9 protein-coding genes are annotated in these 13,955 nt (G+C 35.5%); 7 read left to right on the top strand and 2 right to left on the bottom strand.

All coding sequences use genetic code 11. The annotated features are described in order from the left end of the window. Positions 1–17: 17 nt before the first annotated feature. Positions 18–2,288: a TonB-dependent siderophore receptor gene (locus tag ACZZZT_RS21840; protein ID WP_463462479.1), complete on the bottom strand. Its 2,271-nt coding sequence runs from the start codon at positions 2,286–2,288 to the stop codon at positions 18–20. Between the two features lie 537 nt (positions 2,289–2,825). Between ACZZZT_RS21840 and ACZZZT_RS21835 the strand changes: the two genes are divergently transcribed. Further along, positions 2,826–5,813: a SusC/RagA family TonB-linked outer membrane protein gene (locus ACZZZT_RS21835; protein WP_463461916.1), complete on the top strand. Its 2,988-nt coding sequence runs from the start codon at positions 2,826–2,828 to the stop codon at positions 5,811–5,813. A gap of 11 nt (positions 5,814–5,824) precedes the next feature. After that, entirely contained in the window at positions 5,825–7,426 is a 1,602-nt protein-coding gene (locus ACZZZT_RS21830) for a RagB/SusD family nutrient uptake outer membrane protein (RefSeq protein WP_463461915.1), read from the top strand. A gap of 261 nt (positions 7,427–7,687) precedes the next feature. Here the strand turns inward: ACZZZT_RS21830 and ACZZZT_RS21825 are convergent, their stop codons facing one another. Beyond that, on the bottom strand, positions 7,688–8,530 hold the full coding sequence (locus ACZZZT_RS21825) for an AraC family transcriptional regulator (protein WP_463461914.1): 843 nt from the start codon (positions 8,528–8,530) through the stop codon (positions 7,688–7,690). 137 nt (positions 8,531–8,667) lie between these two features. On the opposite strand from ACZZZT_RS21825, the gene ACZZZT_RS21820 reads away from it, so the two are divergent. The 5 genes from ACZZZT_RS21820 (at position 8,668) to ACZZZT_RS21800 (ending at position 13,497) form a co-directional block, all read left to right on the top strand. After that, positions 8,668–9,582, top strand: coding sequence for a dihydrodipicolinate synthase family protein (locus ACZZZT_RS21820; RefSeq protein ID WP_463461913.1), 915 nt, complete (start codon positions 8,668–8,670; stop codon positions 9,580–9,582). Between the two features lie 20 nt (positions 9,583–9,602). Beyond that, positions 9,603–11,171, top strand: a complete 1,569-nt coding sequence (locus tag ACZZZT_RS21815; protein WP_463461912.1) for an aldehyde dehydrogenase (NADP(+)) — start codon at positions 9,603–9,605, stop codon at positions 11,169–11,171. Positions 11,172–11,174: 3 nt separating this feature from the next. Continuing rightward, positions 11,175–12,185 carry a 4-hydroxyproline epimerase gene (locus tag ACZZZT_RS21810; RefSeq protein WP_302095929.1) on the top strand — a complete coding sequence of 337 codons (1,011 nt, stop codon included), beginning with the start codon at positions 11,175–11,177 and terminating at the stop codon, positions 12,183–12,185. 77 nt (positions 12,186–12,262) lie between these two features. Then, positions 12,263–12,673, top strand: coding sequence for an FAD-dependent oxidoreductase (locus ACZZZT_RS21805; protein ID WP_463461911.1), 411 nt, complete (start codon positions 12,263–12,265; stop codon positions 12,671–12,673). Further along, positions 12,673–13,497, top strand: coding sequence for an NAD(P)/FAD-dependent oxidoreductase (locus ACZZZT_RS21800; RefSeq protein ID WP_463461910.1), 825 nt, complete (start codon positions 12,673–12,675; stop codon positions 13,495–13,497). Before ACZZZT_RS21805 ends, ACZZZT_RS21800 begins: the two co-directional genes overlap by 1 nt. The last annotated feature ends 458 nt before the right edge of the window (positions 13,498–13,955 follow it).

Raw genomic sequence — 13,955 nt, 5'->3', positions numbered from 1 at the left:
AATATAATTAAAGCTTTTTAAAAGGAGTAACCAAGAGTTAAAAGCCAGTTTGAAGGCGCGCCGGGAAACAAACGAATATAATCATAGCCACCAACCCAGTAGGTTTTATTCAATATGTTATTGGCATTTACCTGAATTTTAAATTTATTAATGCTGTAATACAATGCCGCATTAAATAAAGTATAGCCAGGAAGTGTCTGCTTGTCGGTTTGGCTTAGTGTACGTGTGGTTGCAAAATTGCTTCCAAAAGCAAGTCCAAAATCTTTCAAAGCTCCGTCTGTAAAATTATAACGTGTCCATAAATTCCCTTGTTGGCGAGGTGTGTTTGGTTTTTGTCTTCCAATTTCAGATTCAATCGGGCTTTCAGAAATTGCAGCTTCATTATAAGAATAAGCAGCAGAGATGCTCCAGTTTCTTGTGATATTTCCGTTCACATCAATTTCAATACCTTTCGATTCTTCTTCACCTATAGCACGCATTAAATCAGGATTTGTAGTATCGTTTGCCGGATATAATGTGTTTTTTTGCTGAATTTTGAAAAGGGCAACCGTTACAAAAAGTTTTTCTTTAAACCAGGAAGATTTTCCTCCAAATTCGATCATATTACTTTCTAACGGATCAAAAGGCCCTCCCGCATTTGGGTTTGATAAAGAAGAAGCCGTTTGTGGGTTGTATCCTTTTACGTAAGTTCCGTACAAATTAATGTTTGGGTTAACGGTATAGGTTAGTCCAAAACGGGGTAAAAACGAGTGTTGTTTTACTTTGTTTTCATTCGTTTTTTTGTAGTTTTCCTTATCGCTGTATTCGTCATAGCGCACTCCAATCAAAGCCTGAAAAGCACCAAACTTCACATGGTCCTGAAGATAAACTCCGTATAAAGAATAAAATGTAGGATCAAAAGGACGGGCTGCATAAAAATATTTGCTCATGTCTTTTAATTGCTGCGATCCAGACGGATTTGTTAAATCAAAATGCGCCACGTTTGGCACAGGATTACCTTTGGAATCCAATAAATAATTAGCTTTATTAGCCGGGTTATACGTTGCAATCGATCCTGTATTTGCAGCATTTCTATATCCTGTAGCCTGCAATTGCGAACCTCCTGCAGGAACTTCTTCTTGAGCATAATCGTAACCCAAAATCAGGTTATGATCTAAAGCTCCGGTTTTGGCTTCGTATTTAAAAAACGTCGAAAGATTATCGATATAACGTTTACGTTTACGCATAAAAACCTGCATTTCTATAGAAGTCGGAATCGTGGATCCGTCACCGGCAGATGCATATTTATTGGCACCACGATGTTCCAAAAGATCTTCTGTGTAACCAGTACGGATATAAGATCCTGAAAATGACAAACGATCTGTAAATTGATGATTTAAGGAAGTCGTTACAATGTAAGTTTCTTCATTTAAATAATCGTTGGTAGAGTTTAATGAATTAGAAATTTTGGTAGAGTATAAATCATCTTCATATGTCGATTGGCCACGGTCCAGTATACTTTTTGAGCTAGTGTAAATCAAATCAAAATTGACACTCGTTTTATCATTTGGAAGGAAAGACAGGGAAGGAGCAAGTACAATATTTTTATCGAATTGTAAATCCCTAAAAGAATTTGCATTTTCATAACCTAGGTTCAATCGGTATAAAAGCGATTTATCCTCAGTCAATGGTCCTGTAAAATCGGCTAAAGCTCTAAGTGTATTAAAACTTCCAGTAGAAAAACTAACACTGTTTGCAGCCTGATCCAAAGGTTTTTTGGTAACTCTGTTGATAACTCCTCCTGGAGAAGCATTTCCAAACAAAGCAGATGAAGGTCCTTTTAAAACTTCAACACGCTCCAGATAATTGGCAAGCGGCTGTTTCCAGAATCCTGTAGACGTTCGCATACCATTAAGTAATTGCGTGTTGCTTCCTCCGTTGATTCTAAAACCTCTAATCGAAATATCATCATAAAAAGTAAACTGGCTCACACCACTGAAATTTTTTACAACTTCGCCTACGCGGATAGCACCCTGATCGGCAATTAATTCTTTGGTAGCATAGGAAACGGCTTGTGGTAAATCTTTTAAAGCAATTTCTGTTTTGGCACCAATAAAAGATTTTGTGTTTCGATAAGATTTCTCTTTACGTCCTGTAATTTCTACAGTTTGCAGCGTATTGATATTTTCTTTTAAAACAACAGAAAGATCAAGGTTTTCATCTTCATGGAGTTCGATATTTTTTTCCTCAACTGTAAATCCCATTGCCGAGAAATAAACAGTATAGTTTCCAGGGGTAAGATTAGAGATTTCAAAATTTCCCTTATCATCAGAAACAGTATTTTTTTAAGGCTTTTAATTGAGACAGAAGCATAAGAAACAGCTTCGTTATTTTCGGAAACAATCTTTCCGGTGATTTTGGCGTTTTGTGCCAGGCCTATATTAAAAACGGCAAGCAGCATTAATGAGAATGTAAACTTCATGGCGGTTATTTATTTTTAAGACTGCAAATCTAAACTTATTTAGATTAAATACAAATAAGATTCTTTAAATAAATGTTTTTAAATGAGCCAATATTGTTTCTAATAATTTGATTGTGATTTTGTTAATTTTTTAAACTAGCTAACATTTAAGAAATTAATTTTTGAGGGTTAAATTAAAATCTCCTAAAAAAGCTCTAACAGCATTTTTTTTGTTAAATTATCTATTATTCTATCAATAAAGTAAAATTTACTATAAAAAACGGATAATATAGTATTAGCATGTGGTAATATAAACATTTTTGTTAACTCTAATTTAACATAATTTTACAAGTGTCAAAAACACACTAACCAATATTGTTAAATTATGAAATCAGCCACACAAGCTTTAAAAAGTACTGCAACATCCTGTTACAGAGATAAAATGCAGTACACGATTTTATTTTTGTTTGTCGTTTTTAGCTCTTTTTCGCAACAGAAAATCAGCGGTAAAATTACAGATGCAAATAATCTTCCTCTGCCTGGAGTATCAGTTTTAGAAAAAAATACCTCTAATGGCGTTGTAAGTGATTTCGATGGAAATTTTGAGATTACACTTAAAAATAAAGATTCAAAATTAATTGTCAGTTATTTAGGTTTTTTAACTCAGGAAATTTCTGTTTTGAATAAGAATAAAGTAAATGTAGTTCTTAAGGAAAGTAAAGAAGAATTAAATGAGGTCGTTGTTGTTGGATACGGAACTCAGAAAAAATCAAGAATTACCAGTGCTATAGCCAGTATAAAAGAAAAAGATTTTACAAGAGGCGCAATTAATGATGCTTCAGATCTTATAAAAGGTAAAGTTGCAGGTCTGACCATTAATAATGGTTCAGGAGATCCGGGATCCAGACCAGATATTACATTGCGTGGATTCTCAACTTTAAAAGGAGGTACTGGTCCTTTGGTCTTAATTAATGGTGTACCCGGAGGTATAGATACGGTGGCTCCAAATGAAATTGCGTCGATAGATGTTTTGAAAGATGCATCTGCGGCAGCAATTTACGGAACCAGAGGAGCTAATGGAGTAATTCTTATTACAACAAAAACAGTAAATAAAGAAACAGCACCCACAATTACGTACTCAACATTTGCTACAACATCTAATTTTGCTAATAAGGCTAAATTTTTAGATGCCAATCAACAAAGAAGTTTGCGTTCACAAGGGGTTACTTTACCTTTTACCGACGGTGGCGCCAGTACAGATTGGTTAGATGAAATCTCAGGAACAGGATTTTCTCAAAATCATAATTTAGCTTTAAAAGGCGGAAGTGCTAAAACAAATTATGTAGTAAACCTTAATTATGTTAATCAAACAGGAGTTTTTGTTAATACGTTTAATAAAGAGTACCGATTTTCATTTGATGTCAATCATACGATGTTCAATGATAAGTTAAAGATTAACTTAAGCTTGCTAAACGGGACAAGCGATATGGGAATTGAAGAGACCATCGCTGCATATGCTTACAGACAGGCAATGATAAGAAATCCTACCGCTCCTGTATATAACCCAAATGGTACATATAATGAAGATCCAAATAAACTTCAGTATTACAACCCTGTGGCAATTATGAATGAAACCACACAGGATAGAAATAGCACATGGCAAAGATTTACGGCTAATCTGACTCTGGATTTGTTACCGGGATGGGATATAAGTACACAGCTTTCAAAAAATAAAAATACAGGTTTAAATGGATATGTTGAAAGCAAAAAACATTATTCAAATACCATAAACAGAAGAAATGGAGTTGCCTCAAGAAGTACAGGAGCTACAGATAATGATTATGTGGAAATAACATCTAAATACCATAAAATTTTTGATAAGCATGAGTTTACAGTATTAGGTGGTTATAGTTATCAATATACCCTTAATGAGGGATTCGAGGCTCGTAATTCTGATTTTCCGACAGATGCCTTTTCTTATAATAATTTAGAAGTAGGAAATGGCTTGTCAGATGGTATCGCATTTATGGATAGTTATAAAAATGACAGTAAATTAATTGGATTTTTTGGCAGGCTCAACTATAATTATAATAACAAATACGATTTGTTATTTAGTATCAGGCGTGAAGGTTCTTCTAAGTTTGGAAATAATCACAAATGGGGTAATTTTCCGGCAGCTTCTGCAGGATGGAGTATAAATAAAGAGTCTTTCTTAAAAGATGTTTCTGCTGTAAATACTTTAAAACTAAGAGCAGGTTATGGAGAAACAGGAGTAATACCTGACGACCCTTATATGTCAATGACATTGTATGATTATGAAGGGTACTTCTTTAGTAATGGAAAATGGGTTAAAGGTTTAGAGCCGGTAAGTAACCCGAATCCTGATTTGCGTTGGGAGAAAACTACGGAGATCAATATTGGTCTTGATTTTGGATTTTTTGAGAATAGAATTAGCGGAAGCATTGATGTTTATAATAAAAAAACAAGTGATATGTTATGGGATTATAAAGTACCAACTCCCCCTTATTTGTTTCCTCTGATGACTGCAAATGTTGGAAAAATGGAAAATAAAGGATTTGAAATCCTTCTTAATACGGTTCCTGTTAAAACAGAAAATTTTGTTTGGAACTCTTCAATGACTTTTTCGCACAATCAAAATAAACTGACGAGTCTTTCTAATGATTTATATAAAATTGAAGGAGATTTTTTGAATACAGGAAACACAGGAGATCCAATTTCGTTTGAAACACACCGATTAGAAGTCGGACAGCCAATAGGTAATTTTTGGGGATTAAAATCGGTAGATATTACTACAGACGGGAAATGGATTGTTGAATTGCCAGACGGCACAAGAGAAACACTTACCACAGAAATGTACAACGATGATTATAAACGATATTTAGGAAACGGTATTCCACAATATTATGCCGGATGGACGAATACTTTTACCTATAAAAAATTTGACCTGAGTGTTGTATTAACAGGAGCTTTCGATTTTCAGATATTAAATACACAGCGTATGTTTTACGAAAATCCAACAATTGCTTACAACACGTTAGATACAGCATATGATAAAGTATATGATAAATCAGTATTAAGTTACAATCAAACCTATGTGAGTTATTATGTTGAACAAGGAGATTATGTAAAAGTAGATAACGTAACCTTATCGTATAATTTTGATGTTAAGCCATTTAAAGTTATAAATGCAATGCGATTATATGTGTCCGGAAATAATTTAGCAACAATTACAAAATACAAAGGTTTGGATCCGGAGATAAAGAGAGATGATCCATTGTCGCAAGGAATGGACAATAGAGATAAATATCCAAGTACTACAGGCTTAACCCTAGGTTTAAATGTAACTTTTTAAATTAAATCAAAATGAAAAATATAGTATATAAAATTCTTATTTCCGGTTTGCTTCTTTCAGGAGCAGGATGTACAAATCTGGATGAGACGGTTTATGATCAGGTAAGTGCAGAGGATACTAAATTAACCGCAGAAGATTTATCGAGTATTATTGCACCGGCCTACAACTCATTCAGACAAATTTACGCAGATTGGGATGCTATTTATAACTTGTATGAAGACTCATCAGATCTAATGGTAACGCCTCAAAGAAACGGTATTGGCTGGGGCGATTATTACATCACAATGCATAAACATACCTGGGGTACTGCACTTCCAATGGCAGAGGGTAATTGGTTATATATGTATACAGGAGTAAATAAAGTCAATAGGGCGATATACCAAATAGAGGAATTAGAAGGTATTGAAAACAAAGAAAATATCATTCAGGAATTAAAAGCGTTAAGAGCCATTTATTATTATTTACTATTAGATAATTTTAGAAATGTACCCATTGTAACTTCATATATCAATCCTCCGGGCTATTTACCTGTTCAAAATACAGGGAAAGAAGTATATGATTTTGTAGAAAGCGAATTAAAAACAGCTTTACCTTATTTGAGCAATAAGAACAACTCTGAGACTTATGGTAAAATTAACCAGTGGGCAGTAAAAATGACTTTGGCAAAATTGTATTTGAATTCCGAGGTTTATTTAGGTACACCAAAATGGGATGAAGCTTTAGCTCAGGTTAATGATGTTATAGATAATGGCGGGTTTCAATTAACACCTAATTATCGGGACAATTTCATCATAAAAAATGAACTTTCTAAAGAGCAAATATTATCGATCCCTTTTGATCAGGTGAAAGCCCCTGGAACAAGTTGGCCATACAGAACATTAGCAGCTGCAAGTCAGGCGACTTTTGATTTGGCGGGAGGTCCCTGGAATGGAACTGGTGGAATCCCACAATTTATAGATACGTATGATCCGGATGACCAAAGATTAAAAGACTGTTGGTTAGGTGGTAAGCAATTTACCAGTCAAGGAGACCCAATAATGTTGGATGACAAAGTAACCCAATTTGAATATATTAATTATATAACGAATGTTGATGGTGCTGAGCCTAATGAATGTTTTAGAATGGTTAAATATGAAATTGGCCCTGGTGTTGTAGGACAAGCAAGTAATGATGTTCCTTTTTACAGATTAGCAGATGCTATGATGATTAAAGCTGAGTGTTTATTAAGAAAAGGTGATGCCGGAGGAGCCGCAGCTATTGTTACTGAAGTTAGACAAAGAAATTTTAAAAATACCAATCCTGCGAAAGCAACAGTAACAGGAGAAAAACTTTTAGGAGGCAGTGTTTATAAATACGGAACTTATGAGGCAGGAGTGATTACAAATTATGAAGGAGGTGCAGATATTCTGTATGGTGGTTTCCTTGATGAATTAGCATGGGAATTTGTTGGAGAAGCACATAGAAGACAAGATTTAATACGATTTGGAGTATATTCAAAAAAATCATGGCTTTCGAAAAAAGGAGATGCCAGTGAAGAATTTAGAGCTATTTTTCCAATACCACAGTCAGAAATGGCTAAGAATGGCAATTTAAAGCAAAATCCGGGATACTAGATTTAAATATAAAATTTTTGCAAGTTGGTTACTTGTAATTTATAAGTGTGTGAAAAGCTATTCCTGTTCAGGAATGGCTTTTCATTTTAAATGATGTTGATATGATTTCTAAGTCTTTCTAAACAATACAAATTGGGATGGCAAAATTGTGCAGACATAGCCCACGGTTTCAACCGTGGGAAACGAATCATGATCAATTTTATATTTCTATAACATGATAACATTTTCTCTCTGCATTAATAAATTGCAAAAAAATAACAATCAAAACTGCGCACGGTAATGCGAAGGCGAAATTCCTTTTAGTTCCTTAAATTTTCTGTTGAAATTGGCAATATCCTGAAAACCGCAAAGCTCAGATATCGAAGATATCGAAAGGTCTTTTTTATGATGCAGTAATTTACAGGCATTTTCAATTCTGATTTCAATCAAAAACTGAAAAAAAGTTTTATTGGTGCGTTTTTTAAAATAACGGCAAAAAGCATTTTTACTCATATTGGCTTTTTCTGCAACTTCATCAAGAGTAATATTTTGATGGTAAAATTCAATCGCATATTCAAAAACGGCGCTCATTCTTCTACCTTCATCATCAGTATATTTTTTCTTGTAAACAAAAGAAGAAAGCGGTGTTTTTTCTGAACCGATAATGATGTTTATAATTTTAAGAAAGGAAGCAATTCGCTGTATTTTATTCTGCTTTTTAAGTTTGGTAAAATGATGAATTATTTTCTTTTGGTTCGATAAGATTTTCATCCCATATTCAGATTCCTTAAAAAAATCGTCGAGACCACTCATATCATTCAGGCTAAAAAAATCTTTTCCAAAGGAAGTTTTGGTAAAAAACAAAGTCAACATTACAGACTCCGGACTGGCTTCAACATTACTTCTAAAAACATGCGGCACATTCTCGCCAATAACCAAAATATCCTCTTCTTTATAATCGTTAATAGAATCTCCCACAATTAGCGAACCGGAACCTTTCATAATATAACTGATCTGAATTTCTTCATGCTGATGCAGCTGGTCATAGAAAACCCGTTCAATATCTTCCTGATATATTAGAGCTTCCCGTTCGGTTTTAGGTATTTTAAAAGGTAGGATTTTCAACGTAATGTTTTTAGATATGTAAATATTAACAAAAAAAACAGATTATCCAACAGATATGGTAATATAGTATTGATAAAGGCTAATAATGACACAGCAGCTATTTTGTTTAAGCTTTATTTTTGATAAAAATTAAGAATATGAAAATAAATTGGGAAGGCGTAATGCCAGCTGTAACAACAAAGTTTACAGCACAAGGAGAGTTAGACCTGGTAATGTTCGAAAAGAATATTAAAGCGCAAATTGATGCCGGCGTTAATGGAATTATACTGGGGGGAACTCTTGGAGAAGCCAGTACATTGACTAAGGAAGAAAAGGAGGTTTTAATAACTGCTACTTTAAAATTTGCAGACGGAAAGATTCCGGTTATCGTAAACATTGCCGAGCAAACTACAAGTGAGGCAATAACTTTGGCAAAGCGTGCCGAAGAACTTGGGGTAAACGGTTTAATGTTATTGCCTCCAATGCGATATAAAGCAACAGATTACGAAACGGTGGTTTATTTTAAAGAAATTGCAAAAAGCACATCATTGCCTATCATGATTTACAATAATCCTGTCGATTATAAAATTGAGGTAACACTGGATATGTTTGAAGAACTTTTAAAATTAGATAATATTCAGGCAGTAAAAGAGTCCACTCGTGATATTAGTAATGTAACGAGAATCAGGAACCGTTTTGGAAATCGCTTAAAAGTGCTTTGCGGTGTAGATACTTTGGCACTTGAGAGTTTAGTGGCAGGAGCCGATGGATGGGTTGCCGGTTTAGTAGTAGCATATCCGGCAGAAACCGTTGCCATTTATAAATTGGTAAAAGCCGGAAAAGTAGAAGAAGCTTTAGCAATTTACAGATGGTTTATGCCATTGCTTGAACTGGATATCTCACCACAGTTGGTACAGAATATCAAACTGGCAGAAGTGGCCACAGGACTGGGAACCGAAAACGTAAGAGCACCAAGATTGCCGTTACAAGGAGCAGAAAGAGAACGTGTCCTGGGGATCATTGATGTAGCTATGAAAAACAGACCGGTTTTGCCAGCCTACAAAAATATTTAATTTAATTTTAATAGAAAGCGATGACTACAGGAAAAAATTATATTGGAGACGTGCTTTCCGCAAAAGGTAAAACGACATACAAAACCGTAAATCCGGAATTAAATTCTGAAAATGACACTCTTTTCTATGAAGCTGCCGCAGATGAAATTTCCAAAGCTGTAGCATTGGCCGAAGAAGCTTTTAAAACATACAGCGTAATTGAAGATGCAAAAAAAGCCAATTTTCTCGAAGCTATAGCGGAAGAAATTGAAGCACTTGGTGAGGATTTATTAACCACTTATAGTCAGGAATCCGGTCTTCCAGCCGGAAGAGCCAACGGTGAAAGAGCCAGAACAACCGGGCAGCTAAGAGCATTTGCGGCTATGTTGAGAGAAGGTTCCTGGGTAGAAGCGATTATCAATAAAACCGAAGGAAAACCGGATATTAGAAGATTGCAGATTCCGCTAGGGCCTGTCGCTATTTTTGGAGCCAGTAATTTTCCACTTGCCTTTTCTACAGCAGGCGGTGATACGGCGAGCGCTTTGGCGGCCGGTTGCCCTGTAGTGGTTAAATCGCATCCGCTTCATGCGGGAACGGGAGAATTAGTAGCTTCTGCCGTTATCAAAGCAGCCCAAAGAACGGGAATGCCCAACGGCGTTTTCTCCAATCTTAATAGCAGCGGTATAGAAGTCGGAACAGCTTTGGTAGAACATCCTTCCATAAAAGCAGTAGGATTTACAGGAAGTATAAAAGCAGGTACGGCACTTTGTAAAATTGGTGCCAACAGACCTGTTCCAATTCCTGTTTATGCAGAAATGGGAAGTATCAATCCGGTACTCATTTTACCTTCTGCTTTGAAAACAGATGCTGAAAAATGGGCTCAAAATTATGCCGCATCTATTGTGGCAGGAACGGGTCAGTTTTGCACAAATCCGGGACTTATTTTAGGAATAAAAAGCAACGAATTAGACTATTTTATTACTATTTTAGCTTTAGAGATCGATAAATTAGAGCCAACTTGCATGCTGCATCCTAACATAAAAGCACAATATGAACGTCTAAAATCAGAAGTACTTGGGGAAGAAGGATATACGCAACAGACCAATTTAGAGAGAAGTGTAAAACCAAATTATGCATTGCAAAATGTTATTACGGTTGATGGTGATATCTTCTTAAAAAACAAAACATTTCACAAGGAAGTTTTCGGGCCATTTTCTGTTGTAGTTAAATGTGATGATATCGGGCAGCTTAATGAAATTATTCTTGATTTAGAAGGGCAGCTGACCGGCACAGTTTTAAATGCAGATTTAAACGAATGGGAAGATTTCAAAGAAGTAATCGAAAATATTAAAAATAAAGTAGGCCGATTAATTTTTAATAATGTTCCGACAGGTGTTGAGGTTTGTTCGGCAATGACACACGGAGGACCTTTTCCTGCAAGCTCAGACTCCAAATTTACATCAGTTGGATTAACAGCGGTTAAAAGATGGGTTCGTCCGGTAACTTTTCAGGATTGGCCGAATCAACTATTGCCAGTCGCACTACAGGATAGCAATCCGTTAGGAATTAATAGAATAGTAAACGACATAGTAACCCACAATCCTATTTAATATATGCCTAGAAAAACCTTTTTTTGTGTAGATGCACATACTTGTGGAAATCCAGTAAGAGTTGTAGCTGGTGGTGGTCCAAATTTGATTGGAGCGAATATGAGTGAAAAACGCCAACATTTTTTAAAAGAATTTGACTGGATTCGTAAAGGACTTATGTTTGAACCCCGTGGTCATGACATGATGAGCGGCAGTATATTGTATCCGCCAAGCAATCCTGAAAATGATTTTGGAATTCTATTTATTGAAACTTCAGGATGTCTGCCTATGTGCGGCCACGGAACTATCGGAACGATCACTATTGCTATTGAAGAAGGTTTGGTAATTCCTAAAATTCCGGGAAAAATTAAAATGGAAGCACCAGCAGGTTTGGTTCAGATTGAATACCAGCAAACCGGTAAAAAGGTAGACTGGGTACGTTTGACCAATGTAAAATCATACCTGGCTGCCGAAGGACTTACGGTAGATTGTCCCGAATTGGGAGAAATTGTTTTTGATGTCGCTTACGGAGGAAATTATTACGCCATTGTAGACCCGCAAAAGAACTTTTCAGGAGTTCAGGATTTTACAGCAGGAAAAATTGTGCAATACAGTCAGGAAGTTCGTAAAAGAATCAATGAGAAATATCCAAATCTCTTCATTCATCCGGAAAACGATACGATTCGCGATGTAAGTCATATGCTGTGGACAGGCGATCCTATCGACCCAGCTTCATCAGGCAGAAATGCCGTTTTTTATGGAGATAAAGCAATCGACCGTTCTCCCTGCGGAACCGGAACTTCGGCCAGAATTGCACAACTTCATGCAAAAGGAAAACTTAAAAAAGGCGAAGACTATATTCATGAAAGCTTTATCGGAAGCAAATTTATTGGCAGAGTAGAAGAAGAAACTTCTATAGGAGATATCAAAGCCATAGTACCAAGTATTCAGGGCTGGGCAAAGGTTTACGGTTATAACAATATCATTATTGATGAAGACGATGATCCGTACGCGTTTGGTTTTCAGGTGATTTAAAAGAAAATAATAATATAAAAAATTCATTGGTTTGCAGATAACTTTCGAGCCAATGAATTTTTAAATTTATAAGACTAATGAAAAAAGTAAGTATAATTGGTGGAGGGATAATAGGCTTGTGTTCAGCTTATTATTTAGCCAAAGAAGGTTATGAAGTAGTTGTTTTTGATAAATCTGATATGAATGATGGCTGTTCTTACGGAAATGCCGGAATGATCGTTCCTTCGCATATTATCCCACTGGCACAACCCGGTATGATTGCCCAGGGAATAAAATGGATGTTCGATAGCCATAGTCCGTTTTATGTAAAACCCAGATTAAATATGGATTTAATGAAATGGGGATTGCAATTTTACAAACATGCCAATTTAAACCATGTAGAAAAAGCAATGCCGGCACTTTGCGATTTATCACTTTTAAGCAAAGAGTTATATCAGGATTTTGCGAAACAAAACAACTCTTTTTTTATGAAGAAAAAGGACTTTTAATGCTTTATAAAACCGATAAAACAGCAGAAGAAATTCATCATGAAGGAAAACTGGCAGAAGCATTAGGTTTAGAAGTTGATTTTCTTTCCAAAGAAGAAGTTACAAAATTAGAAAAAGGAACAGCTACAAATGTAATTGGCGGTGTACATTATAAAAGCGATGCACATGTTTATCCGCAAAAATTCATGCAGTTCATAAAAGACGAATTAAAACAGCTCAATGTAACAATTCAACCTTTGACAACAGTTAGTGATTTTGTGTTAAAGAACAACACCATTGCCGAAATTATAACCGACAAAGGCAATTTTACAACAGACGAAGTAGTTTTGGCAACAGGATCATGGAGTCCGCATATCGCTAAAAAATTAAATATCAATATTTCGATTTTACCGGGAAAAGGGTACAGTTTTACACTGAAAGATCAAAACCATAAACCATCTATTCCAAGTATTTTATGTGAAGGAAAAGTAGCCGTAACCCCCATGAACAATGATATACGTTTTGGAGGAACAATGGAAATCACCCACACCAACGATACCAAAATTAATCAAAACAGACTTCAGGGAATCGTTAATTCTATCAATGATTTTTACCCCGATCTAAAAATCGAAATGCCGAAAAAAGAAGAAACCTGGTTTGGATTCAGGCCTTGTACACCTTCCGGAATGCCAATCATAGCCAGAGATAAAAAACTTAAAAACTTAACTTTGGTTACAGGCCACGCCATGATGGGATTAAGTCTTGCCCCTGCAACAGGAAAAATAGTCGCAGAGATTATTTCTGAAAAGAAAACTTCTGTAGATACCCAAATGTTTCAATTCTAAAATTCAGCTTCAATTTTAATCCAAATTGAAGCTGAATTTTTTATTTAGAATAAAACATGTAGGTTCCAAGCCCTGAAAGTGCGTACTATTTATGGAAAAAGGCTGAACCCATCGTGGTGAATATTTATCCATAAAATGCATATCGCTCCTCTGGAGCTCTAATGTTGAAATCTACGAATTGCTATAAATATTCAGCTCCGCTGGAGCTCTATATGCTCTTTGATTGAACTATGCTCTTTGATTGAACTGAATTTTATTGTTGTTTTATTTAAAATGAAAGATGTTGGTTCTAAGCCCTGGAAGGGCATAATATTTATAGAAAAGGAATGCGTTCATTTTATTGAACCCCATCGGGGTGAAATATTTCTCCGTGAAATATATATCGCTCCTCTGGAGCTCTAATATTGAAATGTACGAATTGCTATAAATATTCCGTTCCGCCCGAGCTCGCTGGACAA

Source organism: Flavobacterium sp. AC274 (genome assembly GCF_979258275.1).
The sequence above is the reverse complement of the archived record's forward strand: the minus strand, read 5'-3'. Positions and strand labels throughout refer to the sequence as shown.